At 67.3% G+C, this 23,899-nt stretch carries 23 protein-coding genes; 19 read left to right on the top strand and 4 right to left on the bottom strand.

The genetic code is table 11. From position 1 onward, the window contains the following. Positions 1-36: 36 nt before the first annotated feature. The 11 genes from DND132_RS18480 (at position 37) to DND132_RS08955 (ending at position 12,052) form a co-directional block, all read left to right on the top strand. Entirely contained in the window at positions 37-423 is a 387-nt protein-coding gene (locus tag DND132_RS18480) for a hypothetical protein (RefSeq protein WP_238528154.1), read from the top strand. A 66-nt stretch (positions 424-489) separates the two neighbouring features. Next, positions 490-843 carry a DVU0772 family protein gene (locus DND132_RS09000; protein ID WP_014322414.1) on the top strand — a complete coding sequence of 118 codons (354 nt, stop codon included), beginning with the start codon at positions 490-492 and terminating at the stop codon, positions 841-843. Between the two features lie 1,562 nt (positions 844-2,405). Next, entirely contained in the window at positions 2,406-3,794 is a 1,389-nt protein-coding gene (locus DND132_RS08995) for an FAD-binding oxidoreductase (RefSeq protein WP_014322413.1), read from the top strand. Between the two features lie 7 nt (positions 3,795-3,801). Further along, positions 3,802-4,944, top strand: coding sequence for a (Fe-S)-binding protein (locus DND132_RS08990; protein WP_014322412.1), 1,143 nt, complete (start codon positions 3,802-3,804; stop codon positions 4,942-4,944). 6 nt (positions 4,945-4,950) lie between these two features. Continuing rightward, positions 4,951-5,760, top strand: coding sequence for a hypothetical protein (locus DND132_RS08985; protein WP_014322411.1), 810 nt, complete (start codon positions 4,951-4,953; stop codon positions 5,758-5,760). A gap of 2 nt (positions 5,761-5,762) precedes the next feature. Beyond that, positions 5,763-6,674 (top strand): hypothetical protein, encoded by a 912-nt coding sequence (locus tag DND132_RS08980; RefSeq protein WP_014322410.1) that lies wholly within the window; start codon positions 5,763-5,765, stop codon positions 6,672-6,674. 286 nt (positions 6,675-6,960) lie between these two features. Then, a complete protein-coding gene (locus tag DND132_RS08975) occupies positions 6,961-7,455 on the top strand; it encodes a hypothetical protein (RefSeq protein ID WP_014322409.1) in 495 nt (164 codons plus the stop codon). Between the two features lie 4 nt (positions 7,456-7,459). Further along, entirely contained in the window at positions 7,460-7,684 is a 225-nt protein-coding gene (locus DND132_RS08970; RefSeq protein WP_014322408.1) for a hypothetical protein, read from the top strand. A 2-nt stretch (positions 7,685-7,686) separates the two neighbouring features. Further along, complete coding sequence (locus DND132_RS08965) at positions 7,687-8,265, top strand: hypothetical protein (RefSeq protein ID WP_014322407.1); 579 nt, start codon at positions 7,687-7,689, stop codon at positions 8,263-8,265. 184 nt (positions 8,266-8,449) lie between these two features. Then, positions 8,450-10,996 (top strand): preprotein translocase subunit SecA, encoded by a 2,547-nt coding sequence (gene secA / locus DND132_RS08960; protein ID WP_014322406.1) that lies wholly within the window; start codon positions 8,450-8,452, stop codon positions 10,994-10,996. Positions 10,997-11,119: 123 nt separating this feature from the next. Further along, on the top strand, positions 11,120-12,052 hold the full coding sequence (locus DND132_RS08955) for a hypothetical protein (protein WP_014322405.1): 933 nt from the start codon (positions 11,120-11,122) through the stop codon (positions 12,050-12,052). A gap of 7 nt (positions 12,053-12,059) precedes the next feature. On the opposite strand, the gene DND132_RS08950 is transcribed toward DND132_RS08955, so the two are convergent. The 3 genes from DND132_RS08950 to DND132_RS08940 form a co-directional block, all read right to left on the bottom strand. Next, entirely contained in the window at positions 12,060-12,317 is a 258-nt protein-coding gene (locus tag DND132_RS08950) for a hypothetical protein (protein ID WP_014322404.1), read from the bottom strand. A gap of 13 nt (positions 12,318-12,330) precedes the next feature. After that, positions 12,331-12,840, bottom strand: coding sequence for a CreA family protein (locus tag DND132_RS08945; RefSeq protein ID WP_014322403.1), 510 nt, complete (start codon positions 12,838-12,840; stop codon positions 12,331-12,333). Between the two features lie 100 nt (positions 12,841-12,940). Next, the gene (locus DND132_RS08940; protein ID WP_014322402.1) at positions 12,941-13,282 is read right to left on the bottom strand and encodes a DMT family protein; all 342 of its coding nucleotides are present in this window, start codon (positions 13,280-13,282) and stop codon (positions 12,941-12,943) included. Between the two features lie 271 nt (positions 13,283-13,553). Here DND132_RS08940 and DND132_RS08935 point away from each other — a divergent pair, with 271 nt between their 5' ends. Continuing rightward, a complete protein-coding gene (locus DND132_RS08935) occupies positions 13,554-13,748 on the top strand; it encodes a hypothetical protein (protein ID WP_014322401.1) in 195 nt (64 codons plus the stop codon). Beyond that, complete coding sequence (locus DND132_RS08930) at positions 13,748-14,623, top strand: ubiquinone/menaquinone biosynthesis methyltransferase (protein ID WP_014322400.1); 876 nt, start codon at positions 13,748-13,750, stop codon at positions 14,621-14,623. The genes DND132_RS08935 and DND132_RS08930 overlap by 1 nt, the downstream gene beginning before the upstream one ends. A 46-nt stretch (positions 14,624-14,669) precedes the next feature. Here DND132_RS08930 and DND132_RS08925 read toward each other — a convergent pair whose 3' ends face one another. Then, entirely contained in the window at positions 14,670-14,876 is a 207-nt protein-coding gene (locus DND132_RS08925) for a DUF2065 domain-containing protein (RefSeq protein ID WP_014322399.1), read from the bottom strand. Positions 14,877-14,938: 62 nt separating this feature from the next. On the opposite strand from DND132_RS08925, the gene DND132_RS08920 reads away from it, so the two are divergent. The 6 genes from DND132_RS08920 to DND132_RS08895 all read left to right on the top strand — a co-directional run bounded on the left by DND132_RS08920 (position 14,939) and on the right by DND132_RS08895 (position 23,702). After that, positions 14,939-16,261 (top strand): nucleotide sugar dehydrogenase, encoded by a 1,323-nt coding sequence (locus DND132_RS08920; RefSeq protein WP_014322398.1) that lies wholly within the window; start codon positions 14,939-14,941, stop codon positions 16,259-16,261. Positions 16,262-16,271: 10 nt separating this feature from the next. Then, positions 16,272-16,997 (top strand): futalosine hydrolase, encoded by a 726-nt coding sequence (gene mqnB, locus DND132_RS08915; RefSeq protein ID WP_148266971.1) that lies wholly within the window; start codon positions 16,272-16,274, stop codon positions 16,995-16,997. Positions 16,998-17,006: 9 nt separating this feature from the next. Further along, positions 17,007-17,975 carry a polyprenyl synthetase family protein gene (locus DND132_RS08910; protein WP_014322396.1) on the top strand — a complete coding sequence of 323 codons (969 nt, stop codon included), beginning with the start codon at positions 17,007-17,009 and terminating at the stop codon, positions 17,973-17,975. A 70-nt stretch (positions 17,976-18,045) separates the two neighbouring features. Beyond that, a complete protein-coding gene (locus DND132_RS08905) occupies positions 18,046-21,042 on the top strand; it encodes a phosphoribosylformylglycinamidine synthase subunit PurS (RefSeq protein WP_014322395.1) in 2,997 nt (998 codons plus the stop codon). 143 nt (positions 21,043-21,185) lie between these two features. Beyond that, positions 21,186-21,671, top strand: a complete 486-nt coding sequence (locus DND132_RS08900; RefSeq protein ID WP_014322394.1) for a cytochrome c family protein — start codon at positions 21,186-21,188, stop codon at positions 21,669-21,671. Positions 21,672-21,680: 9 nt separating this feature from the next. Beyond that, positions 21,681-23,702, top strand: coding sequence for a methyl-accepting chemotaxis protein (locus DND132_RS08895; protein ID WP_014322393.1), 2,022 nt, complete (start codon positions 21,681-21,683; stop codon positions 23,700-23,702). Positions 23,703-23,899: the final 197 nt, after the last annotated feature.

Genomic DNA, 23,899 nt, shown 5'->3' with positions numbered 1-23,899 from the left:
ATGGCCGTCACGCCGTCGTCGTTGTTTGCGCTCGCGTTGTCGAGACACCGCCAGCCGTGGAACTGGAGCCTGCATGCGGCGGCCCTGGTCCTGTTCGGCCTGGCCCTGTTCGCGCACGGCTATCTGTTGCTGGCCGCCTCGCTGATCCTGCTGGGCGCGGGATTTTTCGAGCTGGACCTGCCCGCGCCGCCGGAGAACTGGTGGTTCGGGCTGGCCCGCCGGGGCGTGGAGTGGGAGAAGAACTGGTCGGCCGCGCCGTGGAACCGGGTCAAGTGGTCGCGGCTGCTGGGCGCGCTGCTGCTGGCCGGGGTGCTGGTCTGGGGACTGTGGGTGCGCGAACTGGCCGCGCTGGGGCTGCTTTTCGGCTTCGCGGTGCTGGTCTGGGTGATGCGCCGGAACCGGGAGGACGGCATTGATCCGTAAGAGGCTGGACAGAACTCCAAGTGATACTTATTATCAAAAAATGGACAACACACTTTTGGAGGAAATATGAGCGACGACACCAACGCATGCAGGCAGTGGCTGAACGAAGTGAACTGGGACATGATCCACGAGGATGCCGTCACCCTGTACCTGGAATGGGGCAACAACAACTATCGCGACGCCATGCGTTCGCCGGTGACCACGTCCGGGGAATATTCGGTATATTTCGCCATGGACACCTGGGGTGAGCCCAAGGTGGTGCTCATGCGCATGGACAACTACGGATCGACCATCCTGTGTTCCAAGAAGATTCCCGAGGACCTGGCCAAGCAGCTGCTCGAAGACATCAAGGGCATCAAGGGCATCCTCGAGTTGACCCCGCCCATCAAGGAGTGGTTGATGAAGGAACTGGAGGCCTAGTCCCTTCGTTTGAAGAGGTGAAGGGCCGTTCCCCTGCCGGGGAGCGGCCCTTTTTTATGAAGAAGTGGGGCGCTTGAATATGGCCGCGCATCCGCGTGGGGGCTGATGACTGTCATCCCTACATCGTATTTCGCCCTTACGGCGACTTCCTTTTTTGCTGGCGCAGAAAAAAGGAAGCAAAAACTGCGCTGCGGTGCTGCCGCGCGTCGACGGACCCAAGAGCCCGTAGGCGGCTTTCGCTGGTTGTGAGCGAATGTCTGCCGCGCAGACGCGCTCAAACCCGCGCTTTCGCCGCCGAACACGGGCTCTAGGGTCCGCCGCCCATTACCGCTCTTCGGGTGCGAGGAGTGGGCCGGAGCGGATGGCCGGGTACGAAGAGGTCTGAAGTCGAGAAGTTGTCCGCGCTTGCGCGGCGGTGTTGTAGTGGATCGCCCTGCGGCGGGCCTGGGAGGGAGAGACTCCTTGGATTTATCCGCGCATCCGCGTCGGAGCTGAGGACTGTCATCCTCACATCGTATTTCGCCTTTACGGCGACTTCCTTTTTGCCGGCGCAGAAAAAAGGAAGCAAAAACTGCGCTTCGGTGCTGCCGCCCGCCGACGGACCCAAGAGCCCGTAGGCGGCTTTCGCTGGTTGTGAGCGAATGTCTGCTGCGCAGACGCGCTCAAACCCGCGCTTTCGCCGCCGAACACGGGCTCTAGGGTCCGCCGCCGACTACCGCTCTTCGGGTGTGGGGAGTGGGCCGGGACGAATGGCCGGGCACGAAGAGGCGGGGTGAGAAAAATTGGGCCGCGCTCGCGCGGTGGAGGTTGGGGGGCCTCGTCTGTAGACGGGCTTGAAAAGAGCACAGCGGGTTTGGCCGCACTCGCGACAGGGGGGTGGCGGACCGCCTTGGCGGCGGCCCTGGGAAAAATTGGGGACTCAGGAGAAACGCGTCGCGGGAGGTGTAGGAGCCCCCACATTTCCTTCCCTTTCATGGCTCTCCCAACGCAAACTCCCGCCTTCAACCCCCATCCCCAAGCCCACACTCCCCCAACTCGCACCCACTGGAGCGACTCGGGTGCCCCCGGCACCCGACAGCGGCTCTCGGCCCCACCAAAACGCACGCCCCGCCGCGTCCCCCCCCGCACCTCTTCACCGCACCGTCACAGCCCTGGAGGGGGCGCGTAGAAGCCGACCGCGAAGGGGTGGCGGCTCTTGTCCCTTCGAGGCTCGGTCTTTCCCAAAAGGGGGCATTCCGCTCCGGGAGTCGCACTATACTTTTGCTCAGATGGAGCCGCCCCGAGCGGATCGGATTCTTGCGCCCCCTCCCCGGGCGGCCGCTCCCCCCGCAAGGCCCTTTTTTTCGTCTATTTTTTTGGGCCAGCAAAAAAATGGACCCCGCCGGGAGGGCATGGAAGCCGAGGCGGTGCAACCGCCTCGCTGGCTCTCGGAGGGAGGAGCGCAGCTCCATCCCGGCTCTCCGCGCCGCAGGCGCGCTCTTCAGCGCGGAGCCGCAGGCTCCATCCCCCATCCCGCCTCTCATGTCATTGACACTCGATAATCGTACTCGTAGGCTCGGCGCATGCCGAATTACGCCACCTCCCTGACAGACGCCCACCGGGCGTTCCTGACCGATCTCTTCCCCGGCGACGGGTGCGTCCTCGACACCGAGGAAATGAACGCCTTTTCCACGGACGCGAGCCGCGAGCGGTCCATGCCCTGGGCCGTGGTCCGGCCCGAGAGCCGGGACCAGGCGGCCGAACTCCTGCGCTGGGCCGACGCCGAGCGCATGCCGCTCTATCCGCGCGCACGGGCCACCGGGCAGGTGGGCAACACCGTGCCGCTCCTGCACGGCGTGACCGTGTCCCTGCTACGCATGAACCGCATCCTCGACATCAGCGAACGCGACTTCGCCGCCGAGGTGGAGCCCGGCGTGATCACGGCGGACTTCCAGCAGGCATGCGCCGCGAAGAAGCTCTTCTATCCCCCGGACCCGGCCAGCGTGAAGATCTCCACCATGGGCGGGAACATCTCCACCTGCGCGGGCGGGCTGCGGGCCGTTAAGTACGGCGTGACCCGCGACTGGGTCCTGGGCATCGAGGCCGTGCTCCCCGGCGGCAAGGTCCTGACCATGGGCGGCCGGGCCCAGAAGGACGTGGTCGGCCTGGACCTGAAGCGCCTTTTTGTCGGCGCGGACGGCAAGCTCGGCCTGATCACCCGGGCCACGGTCAAGCTCATCCCCCTGCCCGAGACCTCCAGCTCCGTGCTGGTGGGCTTCGCCGACCTGGACGGGGCCATGAACGGGGCCATGGCCGTCTTCGGGGCCGGGCTCCTGCCCTGCGCCTGCGAGTTCATGGACGTGACCACCATCAAGGCCGTGCGCCTGGGCGGCGACATCCCCCTGGCCCCGCAGGCCCAGGCCGCGCTGCTCTTCAAGTTCGACGGCACGGCCGAGGGCGTGGCCGCCGAGATCCGACGGCTCGAGGCGGCGCTTGCGGCCGTGGGGCCGGTCTCCCTGGAGGTGGGCGAGGGCGAGGCCGAGGAAGCGGTCTGGGCCGCCCGCCGGGACATCTCGCCCGGCTCCTACCGGCTCCGGCCCGACAAGCTTTCCGAGGACCTGGCCGTGCCGCGCGGCCGCGTGCCCGAGCTGGTGCGCATCGCCCAAAAGGCCGGGGCCGACGCCGGGCTGCCCGTGCTCTGCTACGGCCACCTGGGCGACGGCAACATCCACACCAACATCATGCACGACGCGGCCCACCCCGAGGAGGTCCGCGCCGCCCACCAGGTCAAGGAGCGGCTCTTCCGGGCCGCCGTGGAACTGGGCGGGACCATCTCGGGCGAGCACGGCACCGGCCTGACCAAGGCCTCCTTCGTGCCCGAGCAGCTCGGCGCGGACCAGCTCCATTTCATGGAGACCGTGCGCCGCGTCTTCGACCCCCACGAGATCATGAACCCCGGTAAGGGGTGGTAGGCGGACCATGGCCGACCCCGTTTCCGAACACGTCTCCCACTGCATCCTGTGCGGCAAGTGCCTCCAGGCCTGCCCGCTGCTCAAGGCCACGGGCCGCGAGGAACTCGGGCCGCGTTCCAAGTCCGACCTCTGCCGGGTCCTGGCCGAGGACCCGGACAAGCTGTCCGAGACCGACGCCGCCCGGCTGGCCGGGCTCTGCCTGGGCTGCGGCCGGTGCCGCGAGGTCTGCTCCCAGGGTCAGGACGTGCCCGGCCTGGTGGCCGCCCTGCGCGGTGCGCACCCGAATTTCAAGTCCTGGCTGTGGAAGACCTGGCTGACCCGCGCCCGCCAGCTCTGGTCGCCCAGCTCCAAGGCCGCCGCGCTCATCCCCGAGCGGTTCCGCACCGAGAAGCTCGGGCCCATGCTCAAGATGCTCGCGGGCATGACCGGCGGGCCGGGCCTCGATCCCTTCCTCACGCCCAGGGCCTTCCCCGACGACTGGCGCGGCGAACGCATGCTCCTGTTCGCGGGCTGCACGGCCAACTACGTGCAGGGCCGCTGGCTCACGGCCGCCCTGCGGCTGCTGGACGGCCTGGGCGCGGACGTCCTGCCCGGCGACTTCGCCTGCTGCGGCTCGGGGCTGAAGGGGGCCGGGTTCGCGGACGAGGCCGGGGAGATGGCCCGGCGCAACGTGGCGGTCTGGCGCGAGGCCGGGCGGCCGCGCGTGGCCGTGTTCTGCGCCTCCTGCCTGGCCGGGCTGCGGGCCTACGACGCCTTCGAGTCCGACGGGGAAAAGGCGCAGTGGAACCAGGCGCTTTTGCCCTTGTCGGTGGCTGTACGGGGCATAGAATTTATGATATCCGACAATGCACCGGACCGGCTCGGCTACCACCACCCGTGCCACGCGGGCAAGGACGACCCGGACCGGACCTGGCTCCGGGCGCTCCTGGGCGACCGGCTGGTCAGGGTTACGGACGAGCAGTGCTGCGGCTTCGGCGGGGTCATGCGCCTGGCCGCGCCCGGCCTGACCGAACCGGTCAACCGCGCCTGCTGGGAGGCGCTCAAGGGTGCGGACGTGGTCCTCTCGGGCTGCTCCGCCTGTCTGGCCCAGCTCTCGGCCACGGCCCCGGACCGCGTGGAGGTGGGCCACTGGCTTGAAACCATAAGGTAGGTACTTGTGGCGGGAGACAGGATATCGCCCCTGGAAGTGGCCGTGGACGCCCTGCGGCTCATGCGGTTGCGCGGGCGGGTCTATCTGGGCGGGGCGCTGGGCGTGCTCGCGGCCGGGGCGCCCTCGATCTATCTTTCCGGTTCCGTGGATCCCGCCCAACCGTTCAACGGGCTCACCCTGACGGTCTGGCTCCTCTCCCTGCTGGCGGGGGCGGCCGTGTACGTGGTGGTGCTGCACGACTCCCTGTCGGCCCTGCGCGAACGCCCCGGCCTGTTGCCCGACCATTTCCTCGGCCGGTACCTGCGCTTTCTGGGCCGGGGGTTCCTGCTGATGTTCATGGTCATGGGGGCGGGCATGCTGTGCGGGGTCGTCATGGTGGCGGCGGTGGTCATCCTGTGGCCTGCGCCGGAAGGGGCGGAGCCGTCCTTCGCCATGACCCTGCTCACCGTGGCGGCGGTCATGCTGCCCCTGGCCTTTTTCTCGGTGCGCTGGTGGCCGGTTCTGCCCGCAACGGTCATGGGCGACGAGTCCTCCTTCCGGCTCTCCTGGCGCATGACCCGGGGCCATTCCCTGCGGATGCTCCTGTTCACCCTGCCGTTCCTCCTCCTGAATGGGGCCATGCAGGTCGTCAACGGCCCGGCCGTGGAGGCCCGGACCTTCGATCCATTCTCGCCCGCGAACCTGGGGTTCATGGTCGCGGGCACGGCCGTGATGTGGTTCACCTTCGCGGCCTTCATCATCTGGTACGAGAAGCTCCGCCTGCGCGCCGCCGGGACGCCGACGGACGCGCAACAACAGACCGCCGGGGAGGAATAGACATGTCGAACAAGATCTCGCCGTGGGCCGTGGTCAGGGAGTCCGTGGCCCTGAGCTGGAGGCGGAAATGGGCGTTCCTCGGACTGCTCCTGGTCAGCCTGGTGCTCCTGCCGACGGTCACGGTCCTGCCCGCGCTGGCGCGTTCCTGGTACGGCCCGGCCGTGGCGCTGTCCGTGGTCCTTCACGTCCTGGTCACGCTCTTCCTGATGACCGCGTCCAACCACCTGGCCGTGACCATGCAGCGGGGGGCGGGCACGGTCCTGCCGCAACCCTTCTGGCCCGCCATGGGCCGCGTCTTTGTCCGTGGCCTGATCATCGTGGCCGTCATGTTCGGCGTCATGCTCGCGGTCGGGGTGCCGCTGGCGGCCGTGGCCTATGCGGTCCTGCCCCACGATCCCGCCGATCCGGCCGGGTTCAACCCGTCCCTGCTCGCGCTGTTCATGGTCGCGGGGGTCGTGGTCTATGCCTTCGTCGTCGGCCTGATCCTGCGGCTCATGGTCATGATCCCCGGCGCGGCCGTGGGCCACGTGGTTGGGGTGCGCGAGGCCCTGGCCCTGACCAGGGGCCACGCCTGGCGTATGTTCTGGTCCATGCTGACCGTGGTCCTGCCGGTCATGATCCTGACCGGGCTCTTCGAGGTCGCCGTCATCGGTTCCGCCATGAAGGACGGGGGCGGGGGGATCGGCGCGGGGACCGCCGTGTCGTTCCTGGTCCTGCTGGTCCTCGACCTGTTCTCCTGGATCGTCCTGCTGGTCATGAACGCGGTCTGGTACGAGAAGCTCCGCCTGCGCGCGGCCGCACCGGGCGTCGGTTCCGGGGCCGCATTCCGGTTCTCCGCCGAGCCCGGAACCGCCCCCGGCCCGGCGCGCGGAGCGGGCGTGGGGCCGTACGCGGACCTGCCGGAGGACAGGTAGGCGGTGACGAATCCGTCCCCGTGGGTCGCGGCGCGACGCGCCCTCACGCTCCTCGCCGAACGCCGGCGGCTGCTGCTCGTCCCGTTTCTCCTTCTGGCCGCCATCGGCCTGGTCCGGGACTCCCTCGACTGGCTGCGGCCCGATGCCGACCTGCTGGAATGGTTCGTGTACGGCCTGCCCTTTTCCATCCTGCTCATACCGGTGGAGGTGGCCCTCCTGCACGCCCTGCTGCACGGGGAGGGCGACGCCCGCCGTCTGCCGCGGGCGTTCCTGAAAAAAGTTCCTGTTGTACGGGCTGTACTCGGCGGCGGTCTTCGCCCTGGTGGGCGTCTTCGCCGTCATTCTGACCCTCGCGGGCATGGCGGTCCTGGGGATGTTCCTGGACACGCCCCTTGCCGACGTGGGGTTCGGGACGCGCCTGGTGGTCACGGCCGTGTCCTGCCTGCCCGCCGTCTGGCTGGCCCTGCGCCTCATTCTGGTCCCGGCCGCCGTGGTGGACGGGCGCAAGTCGCCGCTCGAACGGTCCTTCCGGCTGACTCATGGGCGGGGCCTGGCCATGCTGCTGTCCGGGCTGCTTCTCCTGGGGGCGCCCTTCGCCCCGCTGGCGGGGCTGGACTGGGGCATGGCGCAGTGGTTCGCCTCCCCCGGCCCCCTGGCCTGGACCGTGGCCCTCTCCCTGCTGACCTCCCTGTTCGTCCCGCCGCTCTTTGCCCTGACGGTCGTGTGGTATGCCATCGCGGTCCGCGAAGACGCGGCGTCGAGTCCGGCGGAAGGGGGTTGAGCCCGTGTCCATCCCCTGGTTTCTGCAGGCCGAGGATGCCTGGCGGGCGTCCCTGGGGCGGATCGGCGGGGTCCTTTGCATGGTTGCGGGACGGTTGCGGGCCGACCCGTCGTTCTATGCCGTGAGCGCCGCGTGTCTGTACCTGTGGGCGCTCGCCTTCAAGCTGGTGCCGTTGGAGCGAATGACCGGGGTTCCGCTCTCCGTGGCGGCCGGTCGTGGTCCATACTGAGGATGTTGCTGCACCTGGGCCTGCTCGTGGTCGTGGCGAACGCCGTGCTGCACGGGGAGGGGGAGCGTCGGTTTTTTTGTCCGGACTTTTCGCGTCGGTTCCTGCGGGCGCTGCCCTACGCCTTCTGTTATTATCTCTGCTTCGACCAGGCCTGGGGACTGCTCGGCCGGGGTGTGCAGTGGCTGGCCGGGCCATTGTTCGACATGAACGTCTATCCGCTTTGGGCCGCCTCCTACCACCTGGCGGCCATGCCGCTGCTGCACCTGCTCGTCCGCTTCGGGTTCACCCTGGCGGGCGCGGCCGTGGGGGACCGCGTGTCCTTTCGGCGCTCCTGGGCATTGTCGCGCCCGGTCGCCGGGACGTTGTTCCTGACGGCGCTGCTGTGGTGGGCGGCCCGGCGGCTGCCCATGGATATCCCGCACACCGCGGCTCCCATGAGCCCGGTCACCGAATTCTATGCCCGGTGGCTCCATCTTCCGGTCCAGTGCGGCGTGTCCGTCCTGGGTTGGGCCGTGGGCGCTGCCTGGTACGTGCGCCTGCGCGGGGCCGCGTCCGTGGTGGACGGCGACCGCCCGGCCTGATTTCCCGCCCGGACCGGCCCTTTTACGCCCGACCCGGTTTGTGCTATCCCTGTTCGCGCCGGGCGAAAAGGGGCTTTGTCACGCGATTGTCGCGTTGACTTTCCCCTCCCCGACGTTATCTTGCACTACAGCGTTCGCGGCCGCGCTCTCCCCGGCCGCCAAAGATTTTCTGGAGAACCCATACATGTTCAAAAAGATCTTCGGTTCCAAGAACGACCGATACCTCAAGAAGCTCACGCCGATCATCGCGCGGATCAACGCGCTCGAACCGGAGATGGAGGCCCTGGCCGACATCGATTTTCCGGCCAAGGTCGCGGCCTGGAAGGGGCAGGTGGCTGCGGGCGAGAAGACCCTGGACGACCTGCTGCCCGAGTGCTTCGCCCTGGTCCGCGAGGCGGGCAGACGCGCCTTCGACCCGCCCATGCGCCACTTCGACGTCCAGCTCATCGGCGGCATCGTCCTGCACCAGGGCAAGATCGCCGAGATGAAGACCGGCGAGGGCAAGACCCTGGTCGCCACCCTGGCCGTGGTCCTCAACGCCCTGTCCGGCAAGGGCGTGCACGTGGTCACGGTCAACGACTACCTGGCCCGGCGCGACGCCGAATGGATGGGCCAGCTGTATAATTTCCTCGGCCTGACCGTGGGCGTCATCGTCCACGGCCTGAACGATCAGGAGCGCCAGGAGGCCTACCGGGCCGACATCACCTACGGGACCAACAACGAGTTCGGCTTCGACTACCTGCGCGACAACATGAAGTTCTACAAGGAGCAGCTGGTCCAGCGGCCGCTCAACTTCGCCATCGTGGACGAGGTGGACTCCATCCTCATCGACGAGGCCCGGACCCCGCTGATCATCTCCGGCCCGGGCGAGAAGTCGTCGGGCCTGTACCGCCGCGTGGACGCCATCGTGCCCAAGCTCGTCAAGTCGAGCCCCACGGACCCCGAGGACAAGGACGCCGTGCCCGACGGCGACTTCGTCCTGGATGAGAAGACCAAGTCCATCACCCTGACCGACGCGGGCGTGGAAAAGGTCGAGGGGCTGCTCGGCCTGGACAACCTCTTCGACCCGCAGAACATCGCCCTCCAGCACCACGTGCTCCAGGCGGTCAAGGCGCATCACTGCTTCCAGCGCGACGTGGAGTACATCGTCAAGGACGACCAGGTGGTTCTGGTGGACGAGTTCACCGGCCGCCTCATGCCGGGCCGCCGCCTGTCCGACGGTCTGCACCAGGCCATCGAGGCCAAGGAGAACGTCAAGGTCGAGGCCGAGAACCAGACGCTGGCGTCCATCACCTTCCAGAACTATTTCCGCATGTACGAGAAACTGGCGGGCATGACCGGCACGGCAGACACCGAGGCCGTGGAGTTCCAGCAGATCTACGGGCTGGAGGTCATCGTCATCCCGACCAACATGCCCATGGTTCGCGAGGACAACCCGGACTCCATCTACAAGACCCAGGAAGAGAAGTACAAGGCCATCGCCGAGGACATCGAGGACTGCCACCGGCGCGGCCAGCCCGTCCTGGTGGGCACGGTCTCCATCGAGAAGTCCGAGCTGATCTCCAACCTGCTGAAGAAGCTCAAGGTCCCGCACAACGTGCTGAACGCCAAGCAGCACGAGCGCGAGGCCGAGATCGTCCTCGAGGCGGGCCACAAGGGCAAGGTGACCATCGCCACCAACATGGCCGGCCGCGGCACGGACATCAAGCTCGGCGAGGGCGTCTGCGAACTGGGCGGCCTGCACATCATCGGCACCGAGCGCCACGAGTCCCGGCGCATCGACAACCAGCTGCGCGGCCGCGCGGGCCGTCAGGGCGACCCCGGCTCCTCGCGCTTCTACCTGGCGCTGGACGACGACCTCATGCGCCTGTTCGGCTCCGACCGCCTCAAGGGCATCATGGAAAAACTGGGCCTCGAAGACGGCATGGCCATCGAGAACAAGATGGTCTCCAACGCCATCGAGAAGTCCCAGACCCGCGTGGAAGGGCACCACTACGAGATCCGCAAGCAGCTCCTCGAATACGACGACGTCATGAACCAGCAGCGCGAGGCCATCTACGGCCTGCGCCGCGAGCTCATGGAGACCAAGGAAGTGGAGTCCATCGCCCGCGAGTACGCCGACGACCTCCTGGAGGACATCCTCGAGGCCGCCCTGGACGTCAAGGGCGGGGCGGACAAGGAGACGGTCGAGTCGGTGCGCGCCCGCCTGGAGGAGGTCTTCAATTTCGAGCGCTTCCCGGAGTGGGCCAAGTCCGGCCTGCCCGACATGGACCAGGCCCACAAGTGGGTGGACGACATCTTCGCCTACCTGCGTGCCTCCACCGGCGAGCACTACCAGGAGATTCTGCGCTATTTCCTGCTCGACTCCCTGGACCGCAACTGGAAGGAGCACCTGCTGAACATGGACCACCTGCGCGACGGCATCGGCCTGCGCGGGTACGGCCAGAAGGACCCCAAGCAGGAGTACAAGCGCGAGGGTTTCGAGCTCTTCTCCGAGCTGGTCTACACCATCAAGGAGAACGCCCTGCGCGCCTTCTCCCACCTGCGCATCCAGGCCGAGGTCAAGGACGACGAGTTCAAGCACGAGGACACCGACGACCTGCAGTACACGGACTCCGGGTCCGCCCAGGACAAGAAGCCCGTCACCGTGCGCAAGGACGCCAAGATTCCGCGCAACGCGCCCTGTCCCTGCGGCAGCGGCAAGAAGTACAAGAAGTGCTGCGGGGCCTGATCCCGCAGCGCGCAAGACGCATGTCCAGGCCCGGTCCGGCGCACGCCGCACCGGGCCTTTTTGCGCCCCGCGCCCGAGGGGGCGCTATTGCCTTCGCCAGGGCGACGGTGTATTTCTCGCCGCATGTTGCGCGCCCTCGTCATCCTCCTGATCCTGCTCGGCAGCGCGCCCTGCGCCCTGGCCGACACCGACCTGTCCATGGGCAACGAGCCCGGCTTCCTGGTGGCCGCGCCCACCAACGTGAATCAGGACCTGCAACTCCAGGCCGACCTCGGTTTCGTGGGCAATGCGGATTTCACCAACGGGCTGGGCAGCGTGACCGTGAACCGCGCCTCCATGTCCGCCGACTACTCCATCTTCCACCTGGCCTACCAGATCGACTATTTCGAATGGACCGACAGGGCCGCCCTGGCCCGGCGGTTCGGGGCCTCGGGCACGATCACCCCGTGGGATTCGCTCCAAAACATCTCGGTCCAGGCCCGGATGTTCAACAACCGGCTGGGCGACAATTGGCGGTACTGGGTCAACGGGGCGCTGGACTGCTCCTACGAGGACGTGGCCCCGGGAGCCGTGGGCGTGGGTTTCGACGGCGGGGTGGCCTATGACTTCTGGGACGGCTGGATGCTCGGCATCACCGCCCGGACCCAGGCCGTGTCGGCCCTGAGCAGCGACCTGTTCGGCGACCTGGAGCTCGGCCTGGCCGTGGCCGTGTCGCAGAAGACCCTGCGCCGGACCCTGGAGGCCGTGGGGCTGGTCAGGAACAGCAAGCCCGGCTCGGAGAACATCGGCCTGAACTTCGTCCTGTCCACCCAGGAGAAGACCTACCGGCTGTCCTCGGACAACCCGCTCTACGGCAGCGGCTACCTCGGCGTGGTCCGCTCCAAGATAGGCATCTACCTGGACTACCTGCCCAACAAGGCCCTGACCTTCAGCATCGGGCCGGAATACAACTATAATCGGAAGTACAAGCTGTACAACAAGGCGGGCACGTACAAGTCGTCCCACGACCTGGACAGCGCCCTGGGCGGCTACGCCCGGATTCTCTGGCGGTTCTGAGCCGGGACTAGTCCGTCGGGGCGGAATGTTCGCCGCCCATGGTGGTCAGCCGCCAGCGGGCCGCGCTCATGGGCCCGGCCTCGCTGCCCATGACGTCGCGGGCCAGGGTCCAGACCTCGTCCATCTCCTCGGGGGCGAGGGCGTAGCCCCGCTCCCGGATGTAGGTCTCCATGGCCGGGCGGTCCGTGAGGGTCATGGCCTTCCGGATCATGTCCGGGTCGGCCAGGGCGTCGCCCAGAAGCCGCGATAATTCGTCCCTGCTCATGACATGCTCCCCGTCATTTGACCCTGACGCAGGTGATGCTGTTTTTCGGCGAGCCCTCGACCACGCGGTCGCTGTAGACCATGTACACGAGGACGTCCCGCTTTTTGTCGTAGAACCGGACCACCTGCATGGACTTGAAGACCAGCGAGGTGCTCTTCTTGAAGACCTTTTCGCCGTCGGCCTTGCCGCTCGACACCCGCTCGGGCACCGAGATGTCCCCGGTGGCGATGCACATGATCGAGGCGTCGGACGGGTCCTCGGCCACGCCGATCATGCCCTTGACCCCGCCCTTGCGCGCCCGGCTCAGATAGCAGGTCACGCCGGACACGTCCGGGTCGTCGAAGGCCTCGACCACGATGTCGTCGTCGCGCGAGAACATGTGGAAGACCGTGTCCACGGTGCCGATGACCTCCGAGGCCACGGGCGCGGGAAAGGCCGCGCACAGCAGCAGGGCGAGCAGGAGCGCGCCCGGCAGGCGGGAAAAGGAGCGTCGTCTGTGATGGGGATGACCGAGTTTTCGCATTGGGGCAGCTGTAGCAAGGGGCTGCAAGAAATGCAAGAAGGAACTATTCCTGGCCCGGTCCCCGCCGCGCCGGGGCCGGTTTCCGGCGCTCGGCCCGGCCTCAGGAGCGGAAGATGAAATAGACCGCGCCGAGCAGGCAGCAGGCGGCCCAGAGGTAGTCGAGTTTGAGGGGCTGGTGCATGTACAGCAGGCAGAACGGCGCGAACACGGCCAGGGCGATGACCTCCTGCATGATCTTGAGCTGCGGCAGGGTCATGGCCGTGTAGCCCAGCCGGTTGGCCGGGACCTGGATCAGGTACTCGAACAGGGCGATGCCCCAGCTGACCAGGGCGGCCACGTACCACGGCCGCTGGTTCAGCTCCTTCAGGTGGGCGTACCAGGCGAAGGTCATGAACACGTTGGAGGCGGTCAGCAACAGGGCGGTGAACAGGGGGATGCGCATGGGTACCTCGGAGAGGAAGGGTGCCCGGCGGACCGGGCCCGGCCGAAAATAGGGCGGACCACCCCCGCCGGTCCAGCGAAATCCGTGCGGTGCGGCGATTTTTCCCGGACCCAAAAGCCTCGACGAACGGTCCGGCGCATGATACGGAACCCGAAAAAAGAGAGGGGCTTTCCGGTTTCTCCCTTTTCCCCGCCCGGCATACCCTGACTGTGTTGGTCAAGGCCATTTCCCACCGGGCGGTTTTTCCTTTGACGACCGGGAGCGTGTTTCCATGGACAAGTACGACAAGCAGGCGTTGCAGGTGGCCAAGGAAGTGGTCATCAAGTTCATCGAGGTGGGGCGCATCTCCCCCTCCAATTTCGGCCAGAATTTCGACGTCATCTACAAGGACATCATGCGCACCATCACCGGCGTGACCGCCGGGGACGGCTCGCGCGACGTGATCATCGAGGACGAGGCCGAATAATGGCCCGCCCCGAATGCGCGTCCCAAACCGGGGCCTCCACCCCCGCCGAGCACGGCAGGCGGGTGGCGGACATGTTCGGCCGCATCGCCGGGTGGTACGACTTTCTCAACCACGCCCTGTCCGGGGGCCAGGACATCTACTGGCGCTACCGGCTGGTCCGGGCGGCCCGTCCCGAGCCGGGCGGCATGGTCCTGGACCTGGCCGCCGGGACCATGGACGTGTCCGTGGAGCTGCTCCGGCAGTACCCGGACTGCAAGGTGGCGGCCCTGGACTTCACCCTGCCCATGCTCGAGAACGGCAAGGCCAAGAAGCTGAAGAACGGGCGCGAGGAGCGCATCTTCCCGGTCCAGGCGGACGGCCGCAACCTGCCCCTGCCCGACGAGTGCATGGCCGCGGCCACCATCGCCTTCGGCATCCGCAACATCCTGCCCCGCGCGGAGGCCTACGCCGAGTTCCTGCGGGTCCTCAAGCCCGGCGCGCGGCTGTGCATCCTGGAGTTCGGCACCGGCTCGAAAAAGGTCTGGAAGGGGCTGTACAACTTCTACCTGGACAAGGTCCTGCCGTTCCTCGGGGACCGCATCTCCGGCGATCCGGGCGCGTACCGCTACCTGGCCGAGACCATCAAGAGTTTTCCCGACGAACGGGCCCTGGGCATGGAACTGCTTGAAGCGGGCTTCGAGCGGGTCTACAACGTGCCCATGATGTCCGGCATCGTCTACCTGCACGTGGCCGAGAAGCCGGGCGGCGAGCGGACCGGGTCCGTGCCGGAACCGGCCCCCGAAGCGGAACCCGCCGCGCCGGAGGCCCCGCAAGGGGCGTCCCCGAAGAAAGGCGCCTCGAAGGCCGCCGGGACCGGGCAGGCGAAAAAGGGCTAGGGCCCGGCCTTGCCGGCGCGCCGCGCCCGTTCTGGACGCCCGGCCGTTAAAGGGATAATGAGCGGCCGAACGAGATGATCAGCAGGCCGAGGATGATGGCCACCAGGCCGACGAAGCGCAGGAATTTGGGCGGCTGGATCGCCAGCCGGGCCAGCAGGCCCGGCATGCGCTCGGCGAACAGGAAATAGGGGATGCCCTCGAAGACCAGGGCCAACCCCACGGCGGCGATGAGAAGCGACCAGTCGATGTTCATGCCGCCCAGTAAGCCACAGAACCCGATGGGTGTCCACCCGGACCCATGGTTAGGGAGTATATATGAGCATGATTACCTTTGATCGGCTGCAAAGCAGGGAAGACGCCATCGCCGTGGTCGGCCTGGGCTATGTTGGCCTGCCCCTGGCCGTGGCCCTGGGCCGCCATTTCAGGGTCCTGGGCGTGGACGTGTCCGAGCGCCGCGTGGACGAGCTGCGCCGGCGCATCGACCGGACCCACGAGGTGGATTTCGCCACCGTGGGCGACGACGTGGACCTGACCCTGACCTCGGACCTCTCCGACCTGGCCAAGGCCCGGCTCATCCTGGTGGCCGTGCCCACGCCCATCGACGAGTTCCGCACCCCGGACCTGCGCCCCGTGCGCGGGGCCTCCATCTCCGTGGGCAAGTACCTCCAGCCCGGCTCCGTGGTGGTCTACGAGTCCACGGTCTACCCCGGTCTGACCGAGGAATTCTGCGTGCCCCTGCTGGAGGCCGAGTCCGGCCTCAAGTGCGGCCCCGATTTCTGCGTGGGCTACTCGCCCGAGCGCATCAACCCCGGCGACAAGGTCCACCGCCTGGAGACCATCACCAAGGTGGTGGCCGGACAGGACGAGCCCACGGGCAGGCTGCTCCAGCAGGTCTACGGCTCCGTGGTCAAGGCGGGCACTCACCTGGCCCCGAACATCCGCACGGCCGAGGCGGCCAAGGTCATCGAGAACACCCAGCGCGACCTGAACATCGCCCTCATGAACGAGCTGGCCCTGATCTTCGAGACCATGGGCATCGACACCCTGGACGTGCTCGAGGCGGCCGGGACCAAGTGGAATTTCCTGCCCTTCCGGCCCGGCCTGGTGGGCGGCCACTGCATCGGCGTGGACCCGTACTACCTGACCTTCAAGGCCCAGGCCCTGGGGCTGCATCCCCACGTCATCCTGGCCGGCCGCGAGATCAACGACAACATGGGCAAGTTCATCGCCGAGGCGACCATCAAGAAGCTGATCCGGAGCGACTGCAAGATCATGGGCGCGCGCGTGGGCGTGCTCGGCCTGACCTTCAAGGAGAACGTGCCCGACCTGCGCAACACCCGCGTGGTGGACATCCTGGCCGAGCTTGCGGACTACGGCGTGGAGGTCCTGGTCAACGACGCCCAGGCCGACCCCGAGGAGGCCGAGCGCGAGCTGGGCGTGACCCTGCGGCCCCTGGACGAATTCCGCGACCTGGACGCCCTGATCCTGGCCGTGCCGCACGAGGCCTACCGGGCCATCGCGGTCCGGGAGCTCAAGGGCTGGTTCGCGGACCCGGCCAGGGCGCTGGTGGTGGACGTCAAGGGATTCTTCGACCGGGCCGAACTCGCGGCCGAGTCCGTGGCCTGCTGGCGGCTGTAGGGGCGGCTCCGTGCTCCTGGTCATGACCGCCACAGCCAACGAGATGCGGGCCGCCTTTCCCGGAGGGCCCGTTCCGGCCCAGGGCGGGACGGCCGCATACGAATTGGGCGGCCATGCACTGCTTCTGGCCGTGTCCGGGGTGGGGCTGGTCAACACCGCGCTCATGGCCGGATGGCTGCTCGGGCGGGCGGACGTGGCCGGGGCGGTCAACCTCGGCATCGCCGGAGGGTATGACCTGCAGCGTACGCCGCTGCTGCGCGCCTGTTTCGCCGAGGGTGAGGTCTGGCCCGAGTACGGGCTGCTCGGCGCGGACGGCCTGGCCGACGCCCGAGGCATCGGGTTCGCCCAGGGCCGTGTCCGGGGCGAGCAGGTCTGGGACCGCCTGGAGCTGTCGCCGCGCGAGGACGCCGAAGCCATGAACCTCGGCCTCGGCGCGGACTGGACGCCCGTGACCGGCGTGACCGTGTCCGGCGTGTCCGGAACCCCGGAGCGCGCGGCCCTGCTGCGCGAGGCCCGGGGCGGAGGCATGGAGAGCATGGAGGGATTCGGCCTGGCCTATGCGGCCGCCCTGGCCGGGAAGCCCTTCCTGGAGGTGCGGACCATCTCCAACCTGGCGGGTTCCCGGGGGGCCGGGGACTGGGACCTGAAAGGCGCGCTGCGCGCCCTGGCCGGGGCCACGGCCACCCTGTTCGCCGCGCAATCCGGGGCTTGCCCCGCAACCAGCAACCTGACATAGTACGCACATATGGACGAACTTCTGCGCTATTTTCAACGGGAACTTCCCGGAATCAATGACTTTCTCGACCGTGAAGCCGATCAGCTGAACGGTCTGGTCCGGGACGTCGCCAAGCACATCCTCGGGTCCGGCGGCAAGCGCATCCGGCCCCTGTTCACGCTCCTGTTCGCCCGGGCGCTGGGCTATGCCAAGGACGACTACCTGGCCATCGCCTGCGCCCTGGAGCTGCTCCACTCCGCCACCCTGCTGCACGACGACTACCTGGACGACGCCGAGCTTCGGCGCGGCAGGGCCGCGTCCCATCTGGTCTTCGGCCGGACCGAGACCATCCTGGCGGGCGACGCCCTGCTCGCCCTGGCCAACGAGATGGGCGCGCGCTACGGCAATCCCCGGCTGTCCTGGCTGCTGGCCAAGGGCATCATGGAGACGGCCACGGGCGAGATCGAGGAGATCGAATTTTCGCGCGCCCCGTCGCTGAACCGCGAGACCTACATGCGCATCATCGTCGGCAAGACCGCGCGGCTCATCGAGTGCGCCTGCCGGTGCGGCGCGGCCCTGGCCGGGGCCACCCCGGAGCAGGAGGACGCGGCGGGCGAGTTCGGCCTGAACGTGGGCATCGCCTTCCAGCTGGTGGACGACGCCCTGGACTATGCCTCGCCCACGTCCGAGACGGGCAAGCCCGAGGGCGGCGATCTCAAGGAGGGCAAGGTCACCCTGCCGCTCATCCTGCTCATGGAGGAGGGCGACGAGGCCGGGGCCGAGGTCCTGCTGGAGGCCCTGCGGGACGGCTCCCTGAGCGAGGCCCAGAGCCGCGACGTCCTGGAGCAGGTCCGGGAGGGCGGCTATTCGGAGAAGACCCGCGAGGAGGCCGCCCGGTATATTGAAAAGGCCAAGGCGTGCCTGGACGGCTACGAGCCCGGCGGGGAACTGACCGTGCTCAAGCAGGCCGCGGATTTTGTGTTGACCCGAACCAAGTGATTTTCAAGGCCGGTCGCCCCCAAGCGGGACCGGCCTTTCCGCTTTTTCATATCGAGAGGAGAGACCAGATATGCTTTGTCGTGTGATCGTTGGACTGAAGGAAGGCGTCCGGGACGTGCTCGGCGAGAAGATCGCCCGCAAGATCAGGAGCGAACTCGGCATGGACGTGCGCGACGTCCGCATCGTCAACGTCTTCACCCTGGAGGGCGTGACCGGGGAGCAGGTGGACCTGGCCATCGAGCGGGCCGCCCTGCACGACCCGGTCCTGCACGAGGTGTCGCTCGCGCCCCTGGCCCGCGACTTCGACTGGATCATCGAGGTCGGCTTCCGGCCCGGCGTGACCGACAACGAGGGGCGGACCGCCCGCGAGACCCTGGGCGTGGTCCTGGGATTGACCCGGGCCGAGCGCGAGGGGATCAAGGTCTACACCTCGCGGCAGTACCTGATCCAGGCCGACATGGACGAGGCGGGCGCGCACCGCATCGCCAAGGACCTGCTGGCCAACGAACTGATCCAGCGCTTCGAGTACAAGTCCGCCGCCCAGTGGGCCGAGGACCCCGGCTTCGCGGCCAAGGCCGCACGGGTCACGGGCCAGGCCTCGGACGAGGTCGGGATCATTCCCCTGTCCACCATGACCGACGACGAGCTGACCGACTTTTCCCGTGCCAACACCCTGGCCCTGTCCCTCAGGGAGCTGCACGACATCCGCGCCTACTTCGCGGACTCGGCGGTCCGGGCGGAGCGCGAGACCATGGGCCTCGCCGCCGATCCCACGGACGCCGAGATCGAGGTCCTGGCCCAGACCTGGTCCGAGCACTGCAAGCACAAGATCTTCTCGGCCAAGATCGAATACGAGAACACCGAGACCGGCAAGACCGTCGAGTATTCGAGCCTGTACAAGACCTTCATCCAGAACTCCACCAAGCAGATCCGCGCGCGCAACGCGGCCTCCCGCGAGGGCGGCGACTACTGCCTGTCCGTGTTCAAGGACAACGCGGGCGTGATCAAGTTCTCCGAGTCCATCAACGTCTGCGTCAAGATGGAGACCCACAACTCGCCGTCCGCCCTGGACCCCTACGGCGGGGCCCTGACCGGCATCGTCGGCGTGAACCGCGACCCCATGGGCACGGGCATGGGCGCGAACCTTTTGTGCAACACCGACGTGTTCTGCTTCGCCTCCCCGTTCCACGAGGGCGAGCTGCCGCCCAGGCTGCTGCACCCGCGCCGCGTCTTCGAGGGCGTGCGCGAGGGCGTGGAGCACGGCGGCAACAAGTCCGGCATCCCGACCGTGAACGGGTCCATCGTCTTCGACGAGCGCTACCTGGGCAAGCCCCTGGTCTACTGCGGGACCATCGGGACCATGCCGGTCATGGTCTCCGGCCATCCGTCCTATGAGAAATGCGCCCTGCCCGGCGACATCATCGTCATGTCCGGCGGCCGCATCGGCGCGGACGGCATCCACGGCGCGACCTTCTCGTCCGAGGAGCTGCACGAGGGCTCCCCGGCCACGGCGGTCCAGATCGGCGACCCCATCACCCAGCGCAAGATGTACGACTTTCTCATGCGCGCCCGCGACCTCGGGCTGTACCACGCCATTACCGACAACGGGGCGGGCGGCCTGTCCTCCTCCGTGGGCGAGATGGCCGAGGACTCCGGCGGCTTCGACATGGACCTGAAAAAGGCCCCGCTCAAGTACGACGGGCTGCGTCCCTGGGAGGTCCTCATCTCCGAGGCCCAGGAGCGCATGACCATGGCCGTGCCCCCGGACAAGCTCGACGAGTTCATGCGCCTGTCCGAGGAGATGGACGTGGAGTCCACCGCCCTCGGCACCTTCACCGAGTCGGGCAAGTACCTGGTGCGCTACGGCGACAAGCTGGTCACCTGCCTGGACATGGACTTCCTGCACCACGGCGTGCCCCAGATGGAGCTCAAGGCCGTCTGGAAACGGCCCGAGATCGCCCAGGACGCCGTGCCCGTTGCCGACGACCAGAACGCACTGCTCAAGGCCATGCTCGGCCGGCTGAACATCTGCTCCAAGGAATACGTGGTCCGGCAGTACGACCACGAGGTCCAGGGCAAGTCCGCGGTCAAGCCCATGGTCGGCGTCAAGGCGGACGGCCCGTCCGACGCGGGCGTCATCCGGCCCGAGTACGGCTCGGACAAGGGGCTGGTGGTCTCCCACGGCATCTGCCCGCAGTTCTCGGACTACGACACCTACTGGATGATGGCCAACGCCATCGACGAGGCCGTGCGCAACGCCGTGGCCGTGGGCGGCGACGTCTCCTACATGGCCGGCGTGGACAACTTCTGCTGGTGCGACCCGGTCCAGTCCGAGTCCACCCCGGACGGCCACTACAAGCTGGCCCAGTTGGTCCGGGCCAACCAGGCCCTGGCCCACTACTGCCTCGGCTTCGGCGTGCCCTGCGTGTCCGGCAAGGACTCCATGAAGAACGACTACAAGGGCGGCGGGCGCAAGATATCCATTCCCCCGACCGTGCTCTTCTCGATCATCGGCGTCATCCCGGACGTGAACAAGTGCCTGACCTCGGACTTCAAGAAGCCCGGCGACCTGATCTACCTGCTCGGCCTGACCCGGCCGGAGATGGGCGGCAGCGAGGTCGCGGACGAGCTCAAGTTCTCCGACGCCCGCGTGCCGCAGGTGGACCTGCTGACCGCGAAGAAGCGCTACGAGACCGTGTTCGCGGCCGCCCAGGAAGGGCTGATCACCGCCTGCCACGACTGCTCGGACGGCGGCCTGGGCGTGGCCCTGGCCGAGATGTGCATCGGCGGACGGCTCGGCGCCGAGGTGGACCTGGACCAGGTCCCGGCCTGTGGCGAGCTCAACCTGACCGGTCTGCTCTACGCGGAATCGGCCAGCCGCCTGCTGGTCACCGTGGCCCCGTCGAACCGCGACCGGTTCGAGGCCCTGTTCGCCGGACAGGCCTGCGCCTGGATCGGCGACGTCTCGGAGGAACCCGCGTTCATCGCCACCCTGGCGGACGAAAAGGTGCTGGATGCGCCCGTGGACGGGCTGGCCGCCGCCTTCAAGGAGACTTTGGCCTGGTAAAACATCGAGAAGGTCGATCCCCCAAGCTCCAACCCTTTACCAAAAGTGAATATTTCTCTATGGTGACGGCGTATTTGACCAGGCCGGGTTAAGGGTGCCCGGCCGGTTGCGGCACCGGGCTATATAGCTATGGGGGTTGGTTCATGTTCAACAGATCGTTGTGGATCAAGGGCTGCTGTGCGCTTTCGCTGGCAGCCCTTGTCGTTTTCGCGGTCCTGGCGGAGTCCGGTCGGGCAAATTCCGGCCGCTACGTCGGGTCCGAATCGTGCAGCGAATGCCACGAAAAGGAATACGGCAATTACAAGAAATTCGCGAAAAAGGCCCACTCCGGAGAGTCCGTCAAGATCATGATGGGCGACCTGACCAAGGAGGAGTTGGCCGAGTGTTACGGCTGCCACATGACCGGGTACGGCAAGCCGGGAGGATTCGTCAGCTTCGAGCAGACACCGAACATGGCCCAGGCCGGGTGCGAGGTCTGCCACGGGCCGGGCTACGACCACGTGGAGTCCGGGGGCGACCCGGACCTGATCAAGCGGAACCTGACCCTGGACGACTGTACGGTCTGCCACAATCCCGAACGGGTCGAGGCCTTTGACTTCAAGCCGCTGTTGTACGGCGGGGCGCACTAGGAGGGCGGCATGGACAATTTCATCACGCGCTCGCTGGGCGTCAAACTCATCCTGCTCTCGTCCCTGCTGACCATCCTGGCCTTTGCCGGGCTGTTCGCCTACACCTCCATCACGACCAAGGACCACACCCTGCATGAGGTGGCCGTGGCCGCGGAGCGGGTGGCGGACATGCTCTACATCGCCATCGAGGACCCCATGGCCAAGGGCGACAACGAGGGCACGGAGATCAAGTTCCTCCAGATGGCCGAGCGCTATCCGGACATCCAGGTCTACCTGACCGACTACAAGGGCGAGATCACCTATTCCACGGAGACCGAGGCCGAGCGCAAGAAGATCTTCGAGGTCATGCCCGAGGCCGGACTGCCCGACCTTGTGGCCCGGGGGCTCGAGGAGAAGGTGGCCGAGGGCAAGATGGAGGAGGTCGGCGGCAAGCGCCACTTCGTGGAGGTCAAGTCCATCGGGAACAACCCGTTCTGCTACCACTGCCATGGACGCAGCCGGGAGATTCTCGGGGCCATGGTCGTGGCCGTGGACATCAGCCCGCAGTACGGCGCGCTCAAGGACAACCAGTTCAAGTCCGCGGGCATCTCCCTGCTCGGGGTCCTGGCCCTGCTGGCCGCGCTGATCATCTTCATGCGCAAGGCCATCGTCAACCGCATCACCTCCATCGCCACCACGGCCAAGGACGTGGCCCACGGCAACCTGGACGCCCAGTTCACCGTGTCCGGGTCCGACGAGCTCGGCTCCCTGTCCCGCTACCTGGGGGCCATGGTCAACCAGATCAAGGACCAGCTCGAATACAACCAGAGCGTACTCGGCGGCATCGTGGTCCCGCTGTTCGTGACCGACGCCAAACAGACTCTGCAATTCGTCAACCCGCCCCTCCAGGCCATCCTGGACCTGACCGAGGACGAGCTCAAGGGCCGTGCCGTGGCCGAGGTTTTCGCCTGCGAGTCCGAGGACGGTTCCGCCTGCAACGCGGGCGAGGTCATCGCCCTGGGCGAACCCCTCAACGGGCGTTTCCTGTTCACCCGCCGGGACGGCACCACCTTCCCGCTCCTGTTCGAGGCCTCGCCGCTCAAGGACGCCGAGGGTGAGACCGTGGGCGTCATCTGCGTGCTCATCGACCTGACCCGCGAGGAGGAGGACAAGAAGAGCATCGAACTCCAGCGCCAGAGCCTCCTGGAAGTGGCCAACGAGGTCACCCAGGTGGCCAACAGGCTCAACGAGGCCTCCAACGTGCTGTCCACCCGGATGGACCAGCTGGCCAGCGGGGTGGACACCACCGCCGACCAGACCAGCCAGGTGGCCACGGCCATGGAGGAGATGAACGCCACGGTGCTGGAGGTGGCCAAGAACGCCGCCGAGACCGCCGAGGCCTCGGACCAGGCCAACAAGGTGGCCGCCTCGGGCGGCGTGGTGGTGGGCAAGACCGTGGAGGAGATCAACTCCGTGGCCGACATCACCGAACACCTGGCCGAGGCTCTGGCCTCCCTGTCCAGTCGGGCCGAGAACATCGGCAAGGTCATGGCCGTGATCAACGACATCGCGGACCAGACCAACCTGCTGGCGCTCAACGCGGCCATCGAGGCGGCCCGCGCGGGCGAGGCCGGCCGAGGCTTCGCCGTGGTCGCGGACGAGGTCCGCAAGCTGGCCGAGAAGACCATGGACGCCACCAAGGAGGTGGAGGGGGCCATCTCGCTCATCCAGCAGTCCACCACGGACGTGGTCAAGGAGATGGACACCGCCAAGAAGCGGGTCCTGAACACCTCGGGCATGGCCCAGGAGGCGGGCGGCGTGCTCGACGAGATCGTCAGGCACTCCAACTCCATCGCCGACATGGTCAACGGCATCGCCACCGCGGCGGAACAGCAGTCCTCCACCTCGGACGAGATCAACACGCGCGTGACCCAGATCAACCACCTCTCCCAGGAGGTCCTGTCCGGCATCCGCGAGTCCAACCGGGGTATCCAGGAGGTCTCGGAACTGGCCGGGGAACTGGCCGAACTGGTTTCCAAGTTCCGCGACTAGCGGCCCAACGCATGACGGGGCCCGGCTTCGGCCGGGCCCTTTTCCCTGCTCCGGGCGCGGCGCGCCGTCCGTGACGGGCGTAACTTGTCCAGCAAATCAAAGGTACTGCGGTCGACACAACCGGACCATTTGCAGTATTTTGTTTTCTGGGCTAATACGCCATGATTCCGCCTGCACGGATTCCTCTTGACAAGAAT

The organism is Pseudodesulfovibrio mercurii (assembly GCF_000189295.2).
GTDB lineage: Bacteria > Desulfobacterota > Desulfovibrionia > Desulfovibrionales > Desulfovibrionaceae > Pseudodesulfovibrio > Pseudodesulfovibrio mercurii.
Note: the sequence above shows the minus strand (reverse complement) of the source record. Positions and strands in the feature narration are given on the sequence as shown.

Excerpts from the sequence above, each read along its gene's own strand:
- DND132_RS08920 (WP_014322398.1), top strand. The coding sequence starts at position 14,939 with ATGAGCATGATTACCTTTGATCGGCTGCAAAGCAGGGAAGACGCCATC.
- DND132_RS08965 (WP_014322407.1), top strand. The coding sequence starts at position 7,687 with ATGTTGCTGCACCTGGGCCTGCTCGTGGTCGTGGCGAACGCCGTGCTG.
- DND132_RS08995 (WP_014322413.1), top strand. The coding sequence starts at position 2,406 with ATGCCGAATTACGCCACCTCCCTGACAGACGCCCACCGGGCGTTCCTG.
- secA (WP_014322406.1), top strand. The coding sequence starts at position 8,450 with ATGTTCAAAAAGATCTTCGGTTCCAAGAACGACCGATACCTCAAGAAG.
- DND132_RS08955 (WP_014322405.1), top strand. The coding sequence starts at position 11,120 with ATGTTGCGCGCCCTCGTCATCCTCCTGATCCTGCTCGGCAGCGCGCCC.
- DND132_RS08895 (WP_014322393.1), top strand. The coding sequence starts at position 21,681 with ATGGACAATTTCATCACGCGCTCGCTGGGCGTCAAACTCATCCTGCTC.
- DND132_RS08910 (WP_014322396.1), top strand. The coding sequence starts at position 17,007 with ATGGACGAACTTCTGCGCTATTTTCAACGGGAACTTCCCGGAATCAAT.
- DND132_RS08925 (WP_014322399.1), bottom strand. The coding sequence starts at position 14,876 with ATGAACATCGACTGGTCGCTTCTCATCGCCGCCGTGGGGTTGGCCCTG.
- DND132_RS08945 (WP_014322403.1), bottom strand. The coding sequence starts at position 12,840 with ATGCGAAAACTCGGTCATCCCCATCACAGACGACGCTCCTTTTCCCGC.
- DND132_RS08905 (WP_014322395.1), top strand. The coding sequence starts at position 18,046 with ATGCTTTGTCGTGTGATCGTTGGACTGAAGGAAGGCGTCCGGGACGTG.
- DND132_RS08935 (WP_014322401.1), top strand. The coding sequence starts at position 13,554 with ATGGACAAGTACGACAAGCAGGCGTTGCAGGTGGCCAAGGAAGTGGTC.
- DND132_RS08900 (WP_014322394.1), top strand. The coding sequence starts at position 21,186 with ATGTTCAACAGATCGTTGTGGATCAAGGGCTGCTGTGCGCTTTCGCTG.
- DND132_RS08930 (WP_014322400.1), top strand. The coding sequence starts at position 13,748 with ATGGCCCGCCCCGAATGCGCGTCCCAAACCGGGGCCTCCACCCCCGCC.
- DND132_RS09000 (WP_014322414.1), top strand. The coding sequence starts at position 490 with ATGAGCGACGACACCAACGCATGCAGGCAGTGGCTGAACGAAGTGAAC.
- DND132_RS08940 (WP_014322402.1), bottom strand. The coding sequence starts at position 13,282 with ATGCGCATCCCCCTGTTCACCGCCCTGTTGCTGACCGCCTCCAACGTG.
- DND132_RS08990 (WP_014322412.1), top strand. The coding sequence starts at position 3,802 with ATGGCCGACCCCGTTTCCGAACACGTCTCCCACTGCATCCTGTGCGGC.
- DND132_RS08950 (WP_014322404.1), bottom strand. The coding sequence starts at position 12,317 with ATGAGCAGGGACGAATTATCGCGGCTTCTGGGCGACGCCCTGGCCGAC.
- DND132_RS08980 (WP_014322410.1), top strand. The coding sequence starts at position 5,763 with ATGTCGAACAAGATCTCGCCGTGGGCCGTGGTCAGGGAGTCCGTGGCC.